Raw genomic sequence first — 16,250 nt, forward strand, 5'->3', positions numbered from 1 at the left:
GAAGGCCCGCGTCTGTCAGGCCGTCAAACCCCGCATTTCCTTTATCTCGGCGGTTTCTCCAAGAAATCCCCAAGAAATCCCAAGCTCCCCCTCAAGCTTCGCAACCGGCACGTCTGTAAGTCTGTGGTCACAGGGCGATGAGGCCCAAACCAAATTGGAGAACAAGATGAACATGACAACACAAATGCCCGCCGCCAACAACGGCGTGAACGTCGAGGCACTGATGAGCGCACGCGAAGCGCTTACAGAGATGCCTGCAGCGGCAGAGTTCACATGGCGTGCGGAATGCGAATGGCTGAACGGGGTCCATAGCCGATCATCCGTCAAGGGGTTCTTTGGCCTTGGTGAAGAACACGAACACGCCGAGACTTTTACCTTTGACGCCGACCACCCGGCCTGTTTTGCCGCCGAAGACAAGGGCGCAACCCCGGTCGAAATCGTTCTGTCCGCCCTGGCAAGCTGCCTGTGCGCAGGTGTGGCGTCCGTTGCCCAGAACAGGGATATCCAACTGCGATCAGTGGTCGCAAAGGTGGAGGGCGACATGAGCCTCTACGGCATTCTCGGCATAGACCCTGAGGTGCGCAACGGGTTCAAAGGCATCCGAGTGGCCTTCGATATCGATGCTGATGCGACAATGGATGAGATCGCTGCGGTCGTGGCGCAAAGCCAGAAGCGATCCGCCGTGTTCGACATCATCACAAATCCAGGAAACGTGCGCGTATCTGTCACCTGACACGTGTGCCCGCACATACTCAAAAGGAATTTTAAAATGAAAACGATCGCCGCATTGAAAACCCTCTTTGCTGCATTCAGCGGCACCCAGTCCAGCTCGCCCATGGCCTACAGCCCTGCAAGTGTACTGTGTGACCGAATGCTGAACGATATCGGGCAACACCAGTTCCGCGAACTGCGCGAAGCCACAACAACGCTAAGTCATCGCGACGGTCGTTTCCCTCTTTAAGGCCCTCAAGCGAACCCCGCGCTCCGGGGTTCGCACAACCCTCTTCATTGTGAGGTCCCAAATGTATTCGACAACCACCCTGATCATCGGGGCGGGCCAGTGCGGCCTTGCCATGAGCTTTGAACTCAGCAAACGCTCGATCGACCACCTTGTTCTGGATGCCGGACGCGCCGGCGAAAGCTGGCACAGCCGTCGCTGGGACTCGTTACGCCTGTTGACCCCCAACTGGATGAATACCCTCGCCGGTCAGGCGCACGGGCCCGATGATCCCGACGGATTCGCCACCGCCCGACGGTTCGCAGCCGAGATCGACAATTGGGTCACACGACATGCGCCGCCGCTTTTTACAGACACATCGGTGAAATCCCTGTCGCGGCTGGGTCAAGGGTACATTACCGAAACCAACCGCGGCCCAATCCGCTGCCAGTCCGTGGTTATCGCGACCGGTGCCTGCGCGCGGCCCAAGGTCCCTGCCTTTGCCAGCGCCCTGCCCCATCGTATCGAACAGTTTTCCCCGATCACCTATCGCAGTCCGCTCGAGGTGCGTTCAGGTGGCGTTTTGGTCGTGGGGGCTTCGGCATCTGGGCTTCAAATCGCGCAGGAACTCGCGTGGTCCGGTCGCAAGGTAACCCTGGCCGTCGGAAGCCACGGGCGTTTGCCGCGCACCTATCGCGGCGCCGACATTCTGCAGTGGATGCATCTGGCTCGTGTTTTTGATGAGCCCTTTACCAAGGTGGACGATCTCGACCGAGTTCGGAGGACACCGTCGCTGCCGTTGATCGGAACGCCGGAGCGCAACGATCTGAACCTGGATATCCTACAGGCTCGGGGCGTCGAACTAGTCGGGCGCATGATGGATATCCGAGACAACAAGGCACAATTCTCCGGTGGATTGTTCAATTCCGTGTCTTCCGCGGATCTGAAAATGAACCGCCTTTTAGACAGGATTGATACCTGGATTTCGGATCGGGGATTCGACGATATAGTCGCGCCACCTCAGCGTTTTGCACCGACCACCGTGCCGTCTGATCCCAGATTGACCATCGATCTGTCTGAATTCGACACCGTGATCTGGGCGACAGGATTCAACCCTGATCATCGATTTGTTCAATTTCCCGTTTTCGATCGCAAGGGCCGTATCCAACACCAAGGCGGCGTCGTCGAACACGGATTGTATGTTATGGGGCTGCCGTTTCTGCGGACCAGCCGTTCGGTACATATCGACGGCGCGGCACGAGACGCAAAAGCGCTGGCGCGACAGATTTCCATTCAACTCAATCAACCTTTGGCCGCGTGAAAGGAAACCGTCATGCAAACGCAGAGTTTTGACGCAATTGTAATCGGTGCCCGCGTGGCAGGAGCCGCGACCGCAATGCTGTTGGCGCGTAGAGGAGCGCGTGTGCTACTTGTGGACCGGGAAGCTGATATCCAGGACACGCTTTCGACCCATGCCCTTATGCGTCCTGCGATCCATCTGATGGCGCATTGGGGGGTATTGGGACCTATCAAGGCGTCCACCCCTGCGGTCAACGCAACTCAGTTCGTCTATTGCGACGAGGTCTTCGATATCCCGCTTAAACCGGATGTTGGTTACAAGGGACTTTTTGCCCCCCGTCGTTGGCTGCTGGACAAAGTTTTGGGCGATGCCGCACAAGAAGCGGGTGTTGAGCTGAGGACAGCAGTCACCTGCTGTGATGTTATCAGGAAGCCTGATAACCGTGTGACCGGCGTCGTTCTGATGGACCGCGAAGGCAACACATATCAGGTCAACGCTGACCTGGTTATTGGCGCGGACGGCAGAAACTCGACCGTCGCGAAACTGGTCGGAGCCAAGGAAACCGTCCGCTCGGACATTCGCTCCGCTTGTGTCTACGCATACGTGGATGGCATCCCCAACTCCGGCTACCGGTGGTTTTATGACGTGAATGCAGCGGCAGGATTGATCCCGACGACCGATGATCAGCATTGCCTGTTTGCTGCCTGTCCTCCCCAAGCTTTTAAAGCCAGATTTGGTTCTGACGTATTCTCCCGTCTTCGCGACCAATTACGGCGGTGGGACACCGACGTGGCGGAACAGTTGGATCACCGTTCGTTGGTCGAGAAACCCAAACGGTTCCTGGGCGCGCCGGGACACATGCGGCAATGCGCAGGCCCAGGTTGGGCACTGGTCGGAGATGCTGGATACTTCAAAGACCCGTTGACTGCACACGGAATAACCGATGCGTTGCGGGATGCGCATTTCCTTGTTGAAACTGCCGTGACAAATGGTTTTGGCGACCTGTCTGATTACCAACACACGCGCAACCAACTTTCTGCTAACCTTTTTCAGATTACTGCGGAGATTGCGTCCTTCGATTGGACGCTGGCCCATTTGAAGGGCCTGCACATGCGTTTGAACGACGAGATGAAAGCGGAGTTTTCCCACTTGCAACAGTCGCTCACACCATCAGCTCAGGCAGCTTGAGGAGAAAATCATGGAGAACGGATGGAAAGGCACAATGAACGGTAAGCCTGAACGGGGGCAACGTACCGGCAGAGCAAGAACAACCTCAATGCGCGATGTCGAAGCGTTTACCAAGATGACCGGCGACAAGAACCCAATCCACTATGACAGCGAAATAGCTGCAAAGACCGTTCTTGGTGGATTGGTCGTTCAGGGCGGTGTGACCACCGGGCTGCTCAATGCTGTTGTCGCAGAAAATCTTCCCGGCCCAGGAACAGTGTTCCTTGAAACCAACTGGCGGTTCAAAAAGGCTGTGCGCGTAGGAGAAACGATAGAGGCACGGGTCGAAGTCATCGAAGTACGTGATGACAAACCGATTTGCACGTTGAACACCTGTATAGTGGATTCACTGGGCGACACTTGTGTTGACGGTACCGCAGTGACGTACACTCTCGCAATTTGCGAAGGCAGGTAATTTGTTGATTTTCTAAAGGATGTTACATGAACAACGAAGCTTAGCAGAAAAGCTGCGTCGTTTTTGTGCGAACCGGGTTTTTGGGTGCATGGCAGAAAACAGAAAGTTAGGGCTCAGCGATAACCTCAAATTCAACAATAAAACAACGCTGTGTCGTTTGTAGGGTTCAGCGAATTCGGCCCAAAGGAGACATCTGGCGGCTGACTACATTGCTGCAATCGCAGCCCGCTTTCCAGACATTCGCCGCGGATGCGAAATTTTGGCCTGTGCGAAATCACAGATTGCGCAACGAACCAGACACTCCACGGTTTACTTCGAATTCCCGGTAACAATTGACATCAGCTTAGCTGCATGTTTTGAGTCGCTCAGAATTGCCAGTTTAAGCCTGCTTTTACTTGGGGTCCTTGAGCTCCGTCACCGAACTCCTGCTCTGCAGTCAGCTCCAATTTTGCTCCAGACGAAAACTCCTTTTCGTAGCCGAGCAATAGACTGCCCCCAGTAAAATCCGATGCAGCAAAAGTCAGTGAATTTGTATCTGAGAATACAGTAACGTCCGCCGTCGAGTCCCCCATATCACGGCGGAGCACACCGCCAATTTGACCAATGAGCGAACCAGCACCGGCGATGGTCTTCTTAGCTTCTAGCCCAAGCCGCGCCTCCAACACTTCTGTCGTGACTTCACCCACTGTAGCATTCACGTCAGAACCGGTTTCGGTATAGCTGTTATCGTCCTGTCGGGTATATCGAACATTACCAAACCCTAGCAGATCAACACCGGCGTCAAGATTGATTGCCCGCTCAATGCCGACGCGTACGGTCAGCAGAGTGCTGTCGTACTCTCCATCCGCGTCCGGGCTGCCCAGGATAGTTCGAGTTCTGTCAGTTGAAAGAAGTCCAAAACCCAGATCAGCTTCGACCAGATAGTCTCCGAATTGACGTCCGGCGGCTACGCTCAGGTAAACAGTGTTTGTGTCAAAGGTTGAATTATCACTGTCGCCATCGGCGTAGAACACCCCCAGTCCTAGCGCCAAGGATACTCCGTTCTCCAGCTGCCCCGTAATTCCGGCGCTGCTATTGATCAGACTAAGGTCGGTTCTGTCCCCGGCACTATCCTCAAATCGTTTCCCTTGGGCGTCTATCATAGCAAAGGGCTTGAAACCGGACTTAGAGAGGGGTTCTGTGTCACTGAAAGACAAGGCTCGGCCAACTTCCGGCACTGCACTGTAGCTCAGTGCGTCACGAACGCTGCCGATGGCCTCGCCGTAAGTCGCAATGACATCGCGCGAAGTGAACAGCCCGCTGGAATCGACGGCGGCATAAACCGGATCTGTGCCACCTTCATCCTGCACAAACCAAACGGAACGGTCGTCTGAAACCGTTGTGGAGAACGTTCCATTCTCAGGGGCCGCATCCTCGAAATAGAACGCCGCACTTCTACCCTGTGCATCCAGATTCACATCGTGATCCGCAACCCGGATTGTACCTGTAACTGTGTCATTGGTGTCCAGATTTACCGAACCGGAGCCCGTCTCCAGGTAGATAGCGTAGGCTTCGCCATTGTCTGACGCGGCCGAGATTGCACCCACATCCGAAATCACCCCGTCATGGTTCTCGATGTAGAGACCATAGGCGCTTGCACCAGCCCCGCCGGACGCTGTCGCTTCGATCGTTCCGCTATTTGCAAACTCGCCCTGCAAATTGTTGATACGGATTGCTGAGGCAGTAGCGCTGGCGCTGCTTGTGGCATTGTCCAAATCAACGCGCGCACTCAAATATCCTGCATTGGACACAACACCGGAAGCTTCGCCGCCAAGGTGGACGGCGTTTGCTACAACGTTTTGCGTCCCGGTCGCCCGGGCCGTCATCGAGCCAGCATTATCAAAATCACCGGTAAAATCGCCGCTCAGGTGCAGTGCATTGGCACTTACATCTCCGTTTCTCGATACTGCCTGCGCAGAAATCGAGCCAGAGTTCGAAGTATCCCCAGCGAACCCGTCACGGTTTTTTATATATATCCCATAGGCATTTGCTTTACCTGCACCGGTTGTGGACGCGGCAATTGTTCCACTGTTGGTAAATTCGCCTTGCAAATCCTCGATGTTGAACGCCGCCGCAGTTGCCATGGCGCTGCTTGTGGCATTGTTCAAACTGGCCGTCGCGTTTACATATCCGCTATTGGACACAACGCCTTTGACTTCGCCACGAAGGTATACTGTGTTTGCCTCTACACTTTGCGCCCCGGTTGCCTGAGCAATCATGGAACCTGTATTGATTACGTCGCCTGCAAAATTGCTGCCGACGTAAAGCGCGTTGGCTGCGGCATCGTCGGCATTGGAAACGGCTTCTGCAGCGATTGATCCCGAATTGGAGAACCTTCCGCTAAGATCATTGTCGACGTAAATTCCACCTGCGGTGACATCCTCATCGCCGGACGCCGTGGCCGTGATACTTCCACTATTATTCACATTGCCAACGAGGTCGATGCCGACATAAGCGCCAAAAGCTTCGGCGTCGTCTGTTTCGGCATTGGCTGTGACGGCGATAAGGCCGGAATTCCTTAAATCGCCGATCAGGGTGTCGTCAAAATAAAATCCTGCCGCCGTTGCGTCGTCGCCGCCGCGTGCCGAGACGGAAATGGCGCCGAGATTGTCGACATTTCCGGTGGCGTCCCCATCGACGATGGCAAAACCGATTCCGAACGCATCACCCTTTGTACCCTGCGCGGACACGTCAACAGTTCCGGAATTTTGCACTGCTCCATCAAGGCCGCCTGCAACAAACACACCGTGAACGGCGGCTGTCTCGCTCCCGGTGCCCTGAGCTGCGATTGTCCCACTGTTTGAGATATCTCCGGTCATGCCGTCCGAGACAAACAGCCCGTAAGATACGGCCTCAGAACTCTCCGAATTTGCAGAGGCAGAAATCGTGCCGGAGTTATCGAAATTCCCTGCAAGACCGCGAGAAATGAAAACCCCTGCAGCGGTCGAGGATGTGTACCCGTCCACCTGAGCGCTAATTGACCCCTGATTTACGATATTGCCAGTCATGCCTTGGTCGGCCCATAGACCATAAGCATCTGCTTCCGAGTCCTCTGCCGTGGCAGACGCAGTGATCGTACCCGAGTTGCTGAAATCGCCCGTCAGCCTGTCAAAGGCACTGATACCCGCAGCGATTGCGGAAGAGTAACCATCGGCCTGAATATCAATGACCCCGCTATTCGCGATGTTGCCATTCATTTCATCGCCGACATAAAGACCAAATGCTTCGGCTTCGCTGCCTGTCGCCGTCGCGTCGACCGTTATCAAGTTGGAGTTTGTGAAACTGCCATCCAAATTATCCTTGATGAAAAAGGCTCTTGCGTCTGCATCGGTTGCCGCGTTCGCCGTTATGTCGATCGTGCCGCTATTTTCAATGTTTCCGGTCATCCCACGATCAAGTTGGAGCCCGTATGCATTCACATTTGACGATTGGTCATTCCCGCTGACGATGAGCGTTCCGGAGTTAGTGAAATCTCCGTTCAACCCATTCGGCACGTGAATGCCGACAGCGGACACACCCGTAAACCCATTGGCGGTGACGTGGATCGCACCTTCGTTCAAAATGTCTCCAACCATGCTGCTGCCGCCTGCATACAGGCCGTAAGCGTAGGCTTCGTCCGCCTGAGAAGCTGCCGACACTTGAATCACTCCGGAATTTGTGAAGTTCCCGTCAAAACCGCGTAAGATGTACAACCCGTATGCCTCTGCCGACGAAAACCCATCTGCAGTTGCACTTAAGGTTCCGCTGTTCGTGAAACCACCGTCCACGCCTTGTCGTACATAAAGACCGTAAGCATCGGCGTCCGCGGATGCTGCTCTCGCAACAACTGAGACTGTGCCGGAATTATTGACGCTGCCATCCAAGCTGCCGCGAATATTGAAACCAGCTGCCGTGGCGGATGATCCACCATCAGCATAGGCCAATACGGTGCCGCTGTTGGTGATATTTCCGGTCATGTCTTCGTCGACACGCAGACCATATGCATCCGCTTCGGAGGTTTGACCGAGCGCTATGGTACTAAGCGTACGCGAGTTGTTGAAATCACCGTTCAAGTTGTCAGAAATTCTAACCGCGCTGGCTGATGCAAAGCCCACTCCATCGGCCTGCGCGCCGATAATTCCACGGTTCGTTATGTTCCCGCTGGCATCGCCATCGACCTCAAGGCCATTGGCCGTAGCAGGGCCACCTTTTGATTTTGCGACTACGCTAATCGAGTTGGTATTTTCAAAGCCATCCTTAAGATCGGCAGCAGCTAAGATCCCGACGGCACGCCCATCCCCCTCAGAGATGGCAGTGACCTGAATAGCCCCACTGTTTGACACCTTTCCTCTGAGGTCACCATCGATATTCAGGCCAAAAGCGGATGCAGCCCTCGATTGATCGGTCGCTCTCACGGTGATAGTTCCGCTGTTTTCGACAGTCCCGGCTACATAATCCCCAACATATAAGCCCATGGCGGATGCCGATGTAGCCCCATCGCCACGGACATTGATGTTGCCGCTATTCGTGAGGTTTCCGTCGACATTGTTTCCAGTGAAAAACCCGAAAGCTTCCGCGTTGGCAATTTGGTCCTGCGCGACCACATTAATTGTGCCGGAGTTGGTGAAATCTCCCGTCAGTACACCCAGCGCAAAGTAGCCTGCAGCAGTGGCCGAGGAGAAACCGTTGGCGCGGACATCGATAATTCCGCTGTTCACAATGTCCCCGGTTACACCACTATAGGCATATATACCGTAAGCCTTGGCTTCTTCACTGACGTTTTCCGTGGCAGTTGCTGTGATTGTGCCTGCATTTGTCAGATCTCCGGTCAAAAGTCCCGGTACATAAGCGCCATATGCAAACGCGCCTGAGGCTCCTTCAGCCTGCGCGATAATTTCGCCCGTGTTCGTCCAGTTACCCAATGCGGCCCGCCTGTATCGGACACCATAGGCCGTTCCCCGGGAAGTAGCGGAATTCGCGCTGACCGAAATCGTGTTTGTATTCAGGAAATCGCCATACATTTCTTCAAAGAAGAAGAAACCGGCAGCCAACGCCTGAGTTTCGGCACTTGCCGACACATCGAGAGTACCCGTGTTTTCGATGAAACCGGTCGCCAGAACATCTTCATCGAAATAGGCACCAAAGGCATGCACGTACGCTGACGTGGAAGTAGCAGACGCAGTTACGGTACCGGAATTTGTGAACTGACCGCCAAACGACTGGTCAAATCGAAATCCAAAAGCCCGCGCAAAGGGCGATCTGCTTGTGTCAACGGTGATCGTGCTGTTGTTCACGATCTGGCCTGTCGACCCTAATGCGCCGTTCAGAAACAGACCGTAAAGGGTTGTCTCTGCCCCCCCTGCAATCGAAATCGTACCGTCATTTGTGAATACACTGGAATAGTCGGTGTCGATCATTACGGCAGGCGCGGCGGCGCCTGTCGTGCTCACTGCCCCGGCAGTTACGGTGACCGCGCCTGTCGCTGTGACGCTGTTGTCCTCGTCAATGGCAAATACGGCCTGCGATGTTTGCGACGCCGTGATCTCTTCCGCGCCAACCCAATCCGCATCCAGAATGCTGAGGGACATTGATGTCAGAAACAGGGATGGTGCAATACTGGCGACCCTTCCCTTCCATTTCACAAGACGCCCGCCACGTGCCACGACCTTTGGATCGAGCTTACTTTTATAGTTGTTCACAGAAGACCTTTTAAATTTTGAGCTTACTGAACAGCCTCAAATTCGGCATTTTGCGCCGGTTGTGGGTCCGCCTGACAATTGGGATATGACGTTTTCTCGCCTTGAATTGGCACTGCACCCTCAACCCTTGAGTTTATTTTTTCAGTGAACTCGTTTCGGAGTTGACGCGCAGTAAGACTTACAAAACCCCTTCGTATCAAGGACAGTTCACGCAAACACGCGGACAGTTTGCGCCAATTTGTTACTCTCGGGCGAACGAGTTGACCGAAGGGTCACACGGCGCCAAATTTCGGCTCAAATGATTGTCATTCCGCAAACCGGCCTCTAGACGATCCTTGGCCTGTCGTGGCAACGACCCCCAACTAATCCAAAAAAACGCGACGCAGCGCATGTGCTGCTCAAAAAATGAGACCCTCAAAGTGCCGCAAGCAGACAATCCGCTAAACCACAAGACTATCGCTGCCGCTGCAGCCAACATGGTGGGCTATGCCATTTCGCGCGGAGTTCCGGTCACCGAAATCGTTGAAGAGTTGGGCATAGACCCGGCTCAATTTCTCAATCCGAATGCCAGGATTAACGAAGACGATTTCCCCAAGATTATGAACATGATGGCGGCCTCTTTGCCGGGTGAACCGTTTACACTGGACCTGGCCAGGGTTACGCCATTTTCGATCTTTGGCTATGTGAGCTCTGCGGTCGAGTTCGCTCCAACGGTCCGCGATGCATTGGAAATGCTGGTTCAGTTTCGATCTGTTTTGTCGGATCGCTTGCATCTGACCCTCGAAGAGACGCCAACGCATGCTCGCCTCGGGATATATCACCCGATGGACGAGCTTGATAACGGCGCAACCGGAGAGTTCGGTTGTGCCTTGTTGTATCGGACAATGTGCGAGTGGTTTGACCTTGGCGACGCAATTACCGATGTCCAATTTGCACATAAGCCATTGCTGGAGCATGGGCTATACGAAGATTTTTTCGGCACAAAAGTAACGTTTGAACAACCGAGAAATACACTGGTGATCGCCCGTGACGCGCTGGACAGGCCAAGCCGTCTTTCCAGCAAACCTTTGTATGAATACGCGCGTTTGCATTTGGAGCGTGTACATATGGAAAATGGCCTCTCCAACCTGGGCATCCAGAACCTGCAGAAAGTACATGACGCAATTTGCGAGAACGCCGCCGTTGGAGAATATGGCGCCGCGGCTCTTGCAAAAAACCTGCACCTCAGTCTGAGATCTCTGCAAAGACTCGTCAGCCAGCACGGCAAAGAACTACGGGCAATGCTTGAGGAAGTTCGTGAAGCAAACGCCAAACGGCTTCTCGCCAATCCTGACCTGAGTTTCGATGCAATTGCACAGTTGTTGGGGTACTCGGACGGCAGAGCGTTCCGGCGATCCTTCAAACGTTGGACCAACCAATCTCCATCGCAATATAGGGACACGCTCGAAGACAATACCACTTGAGCGCGAGTTCATTGCAACCGTGATGCAATAACTTAGTCTAATGGGTGCTCACAGGATTGAGCTTGAATAGACGCCAACGAAAAAATGTGATGCGTGCAGAACCTTCGCTCAAGCAATTTCGGTTTATTAAACCAACAGAATGAGCCAAACCCTTCCTTAGATCAGGCCGCTACAGGTAAAACAGCCATTCGGGCATACCGCAGCATTGGTCAAAGAGGGCTCATTAAAGACTTCGGGGCAGCCGCAGCAATGCCCCAGCCTGGCTAAATACTAACTAAGCAGACGGCCCAAAGCTGCCTTGCGCTTGGGGAGCCCAATGCTGCGGTCGCAGCCCGCATTGCCAACATTCACTGAACGCGCAAGGGCCACGAATTGAGAACACGAAGTCATTTCCTTGCCAGGTTCGTACCTGGAAAGCCTCCGGAAATCTCTAGGATAAGTTTACGCCGGATCCGGATCGCCTGGGCCAGGTCTACTTCGCTCTCTGCGGTCACAACAAATGCGCCGCACCCACCGATAATTAGGTCTTCATAGATCGCACCAAGGTCCGGGTATCGCACAGGCGTATCGCAAAAGCGGCACAGGATGGGCAACGCGTTGATCGTGATGCCTGCTGCGATCACTTTTTGCCGAGCCACTTCTACAGGTGGGCCAGAAAAGTTATTTGGGCTATCTCCGGAGAAGTCGATGACTTTGCGCCAGCCATCAAAGGAATTGTTCTCGATCAACTGTTTACCATCGAGCAGAGCCGCGCGATGGCGTTTCGACCAAAGGCATTGCGGCCTGTCCCAGCAAGCGCGGTGGCAAATTCGGACGCGCTCTCAGGGCCATCAGTCTTCATCCAATCCACGACTACAGCTGAGTTTGCGGCCCATTCAACATAGGTCACTGCTATGGCCCCATAGGCAGAGTTTGCTATCGCCGACAGCACGCGGGGATCAGTAATCGCTTGTGCATAGCCGTCCCTTTGGAATGCAATCTCAGCTTCGCTGATGGAACCCGAAGCATCCGCCAAGAGAACCAGCTCAAGTTCAACTTCCTGAGCAAGAGCGAAATTTCCTACGAGCGCAAGAAACGCACTTGCTCCAAGCCAACGCCTCACCTGGACCATCTAAACGCTACCTACGTCAAGTAAGCGTTGAACCATCCCAAAGTACGCTCCCACGCAAGGGCGGCTTGCGCTTCGTCATATCTGGGCGTGCTATCATTGTGGAACCCGTGATTGGCTCCTTGGTAGATGTAGGACTCAAAGGTTTTGTCGTTCGCCTTGAGGGCAGCTTCAAAATCCGGCCAACCCGCGTTGATGCGCTCATCCAGCTCGCCCTTTTGCACCAATAGTGGCGCTTGGATCTTGGGCACATCCGCTGATGCTGGTTGACGGCCATAAAATGGAACGCCGGAGGCAAGCTCAGGATAGGCAACCGAGATCGCGCCCACAACGCCACCGCCATAGCAGAATCCGACCGCACCCACTTTGCCAGTGCTGTCATCGCGGTTCAGCAAGTGCTCGAATCCAGCGAAGAAGTCGTTCATGAGCTCAGTACGATCGACCGTCCGCTGCAATTCACGACCATCCGCATCGTTTCCGGAATATCCGCCGTCCGAGGTAAGCCCGTCAGGTGCGAGCGCCATGAACCCAGCCTTGGCCAAGCGTCGAGCTAAGTCCTCGATATACGGATTCAGCCCGCGATACTCATGGATAACCAAAACGGCAGGCAAACGGCCTTCAGCATTTGAAGGCGTACGAGGTACCCACGAACATCTCCTGTCCCGTTCGGCGACGGATACATGATGTAATCGGCAAGAATATCTGGATCGTTGAACGAAACTTGTTACGCCATCGCGTAGTTCGGACTGAGCATGCTCAGCAGTGCCATCCCCGTGACGCCGCCCACGGCAAACTTGCCCGCTTTATCAAGGAACTCGCGTTTCGTGATCTTACCGTGCGCGTAGAAATCGTAGAGATCCAAAAGTTCCTGATCAAAGTCTTTTGCGGTCATACGGTTCATAGCGTCCTCCCAGGCTTCAATGGGCTCAATTGCAACGACTGTCCGGTGTTTTGTCCAATTAATTCTTCACGCGATTGCGATGCGCTGAATCCTGTCAAAGCGTCAGAATACAACGGTTGAGCGGTTGAGCATCTTTGTTGTTTCGGGAACAGCGGACGGCCCAATGCCGCCATCCAGCACATGCACGAATGCTGCGATTGCAGTCCGTATTCCTGCCGTTCGCTGCGTCCGCGAAATATGCGGTGGGTCGAAGTCACACTGTGCGCAACGGAGCCGCCTTTTGCCCGCGCGGCTATTACTACCGCAGAAAACCCTCGCGGATGCAGCGTGAAATATTCGGCAATACAGCGGATTGCCCAGACCGTTCATTCACTCGTGATTATCGTGTGAGATTTCATACCGCCCCTTCCCTGCTGTCGGCTTCGAAAACCGAGACACCCAACAAACCTTCCGTTAGACGCCCAAAGGTCAACGTCCGCTTCCGTATTAAGCAGGTTGTCAATATAATCGACTTTTGTGGCGAAGGTAGTCACAGCCCTCTTTTCTTGACATGCACCGGTTAGCTCGCTTGTTTATGATCATTGCCTCAATATCTCAGACGTATGGGAGCTTGAACGTTGAAACGCTTGCTTATTGTTGCCGCCTGTCTTCCCATGTCTGTATCCGCTGAACGACAGCGCTCACTGGAGGCTCATGAACATGGTGCTGGAACCTTAGGGATCGCGGTTTCGGGCTCCGAAGTCGCCATATCGCTGGAAGCACCGGGTGCCGACATTGTTGGATTTGAACACCATGCTCACAGCGCCGAAGATCGCACGGCGGTGGAAACCGCTGTTTCAGATTTGGCGCGTCCGTTGGAGTTGTTCGTCCTTTCTGAAAGTGCTGGGTGCTCTGTAACGGCGGCCAATGTTTCCTTGATAGGCGATCATCTTGATGAGCATGCCGAAGACGATCATGGCACCGAGGAACACGCCGAAGAAGTAGGCGCGGAGCACACGGAATTCCGGGCCGAGTACACCCTGACCTGCGCGGCACCGCAAGAAATCGATCGTATCGAATTCGCCTATTTCGAACGTTTCCCCAACGCCCGCGAACTGAATGTTCAGATCGTCACCGACAAGGGAGCAAGCGCCCACGAAGTGGAGCGGAAGGCACCTGCACTCGATTTGAAGGGCATGTTCTGACCATGAAGAACGGTGCCGATGCAGAGGAACCTGCCGATTGCGCCGTTTGTCTGAAGGATGTCGCGTTCTCCTGGCCCAAAGATACGTTTTCTATGTCCGTGGAAAACTTCCGTGTTGAGACAGCGGAAAAAATCCTGCTGTTAGGAGAAAGCGGTGCCGGAAAATCCACTCTTCTCAGCCTGATATGCGGCGTGTCGCTGCCGCAGAAAGGGGTTGTTCGGATTGCGGGACGTGATTTGACGTCTTTGAGTTCGTCTCAGCGAGACCGTGTGCGGGCAGACCAGATCGGTGTCATTTTCCAGATGTTCAATCTGCTGCCCTATGCCAGCGCACTGGACAATATATTGGTCCCCCTCCGGTTCTCTCCCAAGCGGCGACAGAGATGTGCCCATCCACGCGAGGACGCCACGACCCTGTGCTCGACTTTGGGTCTGCCGGGGGAACTTATTTCAAGTATGCCAGCCTCCGCCTTGTCCGTGGGGCAGCAGCAGCGTGTTGCGGTGGCGCGGGCAATGATCGGCCATCCTGAAATTATCGTTGCAGACGAGCCGACTTCGGCGTTGGACGCGGGATCGCAAGACGAGTTTCTGAGTTTGCTTTTCGGTCAAGTGTCTCAGTGCGGTAGCACCCTGATTATGGTCAGTCATGACGAACGGTTGGCGGGAAGATTTGATCGCGTGGTCCGGCTAGAAGAAGTGGCGGCGACCCGAAGGATGGCCGCTTCATGACACTGATCAGGTTGGCCTTTCTGTCGTTGAAAAGTCGAGCTCTGACTGTAGGGTTGACGGTCTTTGCCATCGCTTTGTCCGTCGTATTGTTCCTTGGGGTGGAGAAGCTGAGAACCGGAGCGCGGGCAAGTTTCGCGGATACGATATCGGGCACCGATCTGATTATGGGAGCGCGTTCGGGCGGCGTTCAGTTGCTTCTTTATTCGGTCTTTCGCATTGGCAATGCCACCAACAATGTGACTTGGGAAAGTTATCAGGATATCGCCTCGCGGCCCGAAATCGCCTGGTCGGTGCCGATTTCTCTGGGTGACAGTCACCGTCAATTTCGCGTCATGGGAACGACGCCAGATTATTTCGAGCGTTACAGATACCGAGGCGACCGCGCACTTGCTTTCGACAAAGGCGAGCAAATGAACGATTTGTTCGACGCCGTCGTCGGCGCAGACGTAGCCCTACAGTTGGGTTATGCGGTCGGCGACCCAATTGTTGTCGCGCACGGGATCGCGTCTTTCAGCGAACACGAGGATACGCCTTTTCGAATATCAGGCATTTTGGAGAAGACTGGAACTCCGGTCGATCGCACTGTGATTGTGGGCTTGGAGGCTATCGAAGCCATCCACGTTGACTGGCAAAGCGGTGGGCAAAAACCTGGAAGTCCAACGCCAGTCGATGTGATCCGGAATATGGATCTGCAGCCAAAGGCGATTACAGCCGCCATGCTGGGCGTAAATTCCAAACTTCAGATATTCACGGTTCAGCGCGCCATCAACGAGTATCCAGAAGAACCTCTGCTTGCCATTCTCCCTGGTGTGGCTCTGCAAGAGCTTTGGGGCATTGTAGGCATAGCGGAGCGTGCGTTGATCGGCGTGTCAGCGATGGTTGTCGTGACCGCATTGCTGGGAATGGCGGTGATGGTTCTTTCCGGACTGAATGCACGCCGTAGGGAAATGGCTATTCTGCGAGCAATGGGCGCTGGCCCTATGGCGGTGATGGGATTGCTGATGATCGAGGCTGTCTTGATGGCCTGCCAGGGGACTGCTCTGGGTGTGTTGCTGCTCTATCTGGGGCTTGCCGTTTTGCAGCCTTGGTTGGACAGTGCGTTTGGCCTTTTCATCCCAATCACCTTTTTGTCTCCTCGTGAGTTGCTGATTTTGGGCGCGGTTGTAGTAGCTTCTGCCGTGGTTAGCCTCCTGCCAGCAATACGGGCTTACCATATGTCCTTGGCAGATGGCATGACCGTAAAAATGTGATTTGGTACGAGTCCGAAAGC

The 16,250-nt window shown here is 54.4% G+C and carries 12 protein-coding genes and 1 pseudogene; 9 read left to right on the forward strand and 4 right to left on the reverse strand.

What is annotated here, in order from left to right; translation table 11 throughout:
• Positions 1-166 precede the first annotated feature (166 nt).
• From AC2TDA_RS20605 to AC2TDA_RS20625, 5 genes are all read left to right on the forward strand, one after another.
• Positions 167-733, forward strand: coding sequence for an OsmC family protein (locus tag AC2TDA_RS20605; protein ID WP_480850461.1), 567 nt, complete (start codon positions 167-169; stop codon positions 731-733).
• 36 nt (positions 734-769) lie between these two features.
• Entirely contained in the window at positions 770-961 is a 192-nt protein-coding gene (locus tag AC2TDA_RS20610; RefSeq protein ID WP_480850459.1) for a hypothetical protein, read from the forward strand.
• 61 nt (positions 962-1,022) lie between these two features.
• Positions 1,023-2,258 carry an NAD(P)-binding domain-containing protein gene (locus AC2TDA_RS20615; RefSeq protein WP_480880646.1) on the forward strand — a complete coding sequence of 412 codons (1,236 nt, stop codon included), beginning with the start codon at positions 1,023-1,025 and terminating at the stop codon, positions 2,256-2,258.
• A 12-nt stretch (positions 2,259-2,270) separates the two neighbouring features.
• Positions 2,271-3,425, forward strand: a complete 1,155-nt coding sequence (locus AC2TDA_RS20620; RefSeq protein WP_480880647.1) for an NAD(P)/FAD-dependent oxidoreductase — start codon at positions 2,271-2,273, stop codon at positions 3,423-3,425.
• A 10-nt stretch (positions 3,426-3,435) separates the two neighbouring features.
• Positions 3,436-3,879 (forward strand): MaoC family dehydratase, encoded by a 444-nt coding sequence (locus tag AC2TDA_RS20625; RefSeq protein WP_480880648.1) that lies wholly within the window; start codon positions 3,436-3,438, stop codon positions 3,877-3,879.
• 365 nt (positions 3,880-4,244) lie between these two features.
• Here AC2TDA_RS20625 and AC2TDA_RS20630 read toward each other — a convergent pair whose 3' ends face one another.
• Positions 4,245-9,596, reverse strand: coding sequence for a hypothetical protein (locus AC2TDA_RS20630; protein ID WP_480880650.1), 5,352 nt, complete (start codon positions 9,594-9,596; stop codon positions 4,245-4,247).
• A 419-nt stretch (positions 9,597-10,015) separates the two neighbouring features.
• Here AC2TDA_RS20630 and AC2TDA_RS20635 point away from each other — a divergent pair, with 419 nt between their 5' ends.
• A complete protein-coding gene (locus tag AC2TDA_RS20635; RefSeq protein ID WP_480880651.1) occupies positions 10,016-11,059 on the forward strand; it encodes an AraC family transcriptional regulator in 1,044 nt (347 codons plus the stop codon).
• A 386-nt stretch (positions 11,060-11,445) separates the two neighbouring features.
• Here the strand turns inward: AC2TDA_RS20635 and AC2TDA_RS20640 are convergent.
• From AC2TDA_RS20640 to AC2TDA_RS20650, 3 genes and pseudogenes are all read right to left on the reverse strand, one after another.
• Positions 11,446-12,170, reverse strand: a pseudogene (locus AC2TDA_RS20640) (DUF1194 domain-containing protein).
• Positions 12,171-12,181: 11 nt separating this feature from the next.
• The gene (locus AC2TDA_RS20645) at positions 12,182-12,778 is read right to left on the reverse strand and encodes a dienelactone hydrolase family protein (protein ID WP_480880653.1); all 597 of its coding nucleotides are present in this window, start codon (positions 12,776-12,778) and stop codon (positions 12,182-12,184) included.
• 113 nt (positions 12,779-12,891) lie between these two features.
• Complete coding sequence (locus AC2TDA_RS20650) at positions 12,892-13,068, reverse strand: hypothetical protein (protein WP_480880655.1); 177 nt, start codon at positions 13,066-13,068, stop codon at positions 12,892-12,894.
• Between the two features lie 617 nt (positions 13,069-13,685).
• Between AC2TDA_RS20650 and AC2TDA_RS20655 the strand changes: the two genes are divergently transcribed.
• Genes AC2TDA_RS20655 through AC2TDA_RS20665 form a run of 3 tightly spaced genes read left to right on the forward strand, consistent with a single transcriptional unit; the run spans position 13,686 to position 16,230 of the window.
• Positions 13,686-14,252: a DUF2796 domain-containing protein gene (locus AC2TDA_RS20655; RefSeq protein WP_480880657.1), complete on the forward strand. Its 567-nt coding sequence runs from the start codon at positions 13,686-13,688 to the stop codon at positions 14,250-14,252.
• Positions 14,253-14,254: 2 nt separating this feature from the next.
• Entirely contained in the window at positions 14,255-14,980 is a 726-nt protein-coding gene (locus AC2TDA_RS20660) for an ABC transporter ATP-binding protein (RefSeq protein WP_480880658.1), read from the forward strand.
• Positions 14,977-16,230, forward strand: a complete 1,254-nt coding sequence (locus AC2TDA_RS20665) for an ABC transporter permease (RefSeq protein ID WP_480880661.1) — start codon at positions 14,977-14,979, stop codon at positions 16,228-16,230. Before AC2TDA_RS20660 ends, AC2TDA_RS20665 begins: the two co-directional genes overlap by 4 nt.
• Positions 16,231-16,250 lie beyond the last annotated feature (20 nt).

This window comes from Ruegeria sp. HKCCD6426 (assembly GCF_057221115.1).

Excerpts from the sequence above, each read along its gene's own strand:
- AC2TDA_RS20660 (WP_480880658.1), top strand. The coding sequence starts at position 14,255 with ATGAAGAACGGTGCCGATGCAGAGGAACCTGCCGATTGCGCCGTTTGT.
- AC2TDA_RS20665 (WP_480880661.1), top strand. The coding sequence starts at position 14,977 with ATGACACTGATCAGGTTGGCCTTTCTGTCGTTGAAAAGTCGAGCTCTG.
- AC2TDA_RS20610 (WP_480850459.1), top strand. The coding sequence starts at position 770 with ATGAAAACGATCGCCGCATTGAAAACCCTCTTTGCTGCATTCAGCGGC.
- AC2TDA_RS20615 (WP_480880646.1), top strand. The coding sequence starts at position 1,023 with ATGTATTCGACAACCACCCTGATCATCGGGGCGGGCCAGTGCGGCCTT.
- AC2TDA_RS20605 (WP_480850461.1), top strand. The coding sequence starts at position 167 with ATGAACATGACAACACAAATGCCCGCCGCCAACAACGGCGTGAACGTC.
- AC2TDA_RS20620 (WP_480880647.1), top strand. The coding sequence starts at position 2,271 with ATGCAAACGCAGAGTTTTGACGCAATTGTAATCGGTGCCCGCGTGGCA.
- AC2TDA_RS20650 (WP_480880655.1), bottom strand. The coding sequence starts at position 13,068 with ATGAACCGTATGACCGCAAAAGACTTTGATCAGGAACTTTTGGATCTC.
- AC2TDA_RS20625 (WP_480880648.1), top strand. The coding sequence starts at position 3,436 with ATGGAGAACGGATGGAAAGGCACAATGAACGGTAAGCCTGAACGGGGG.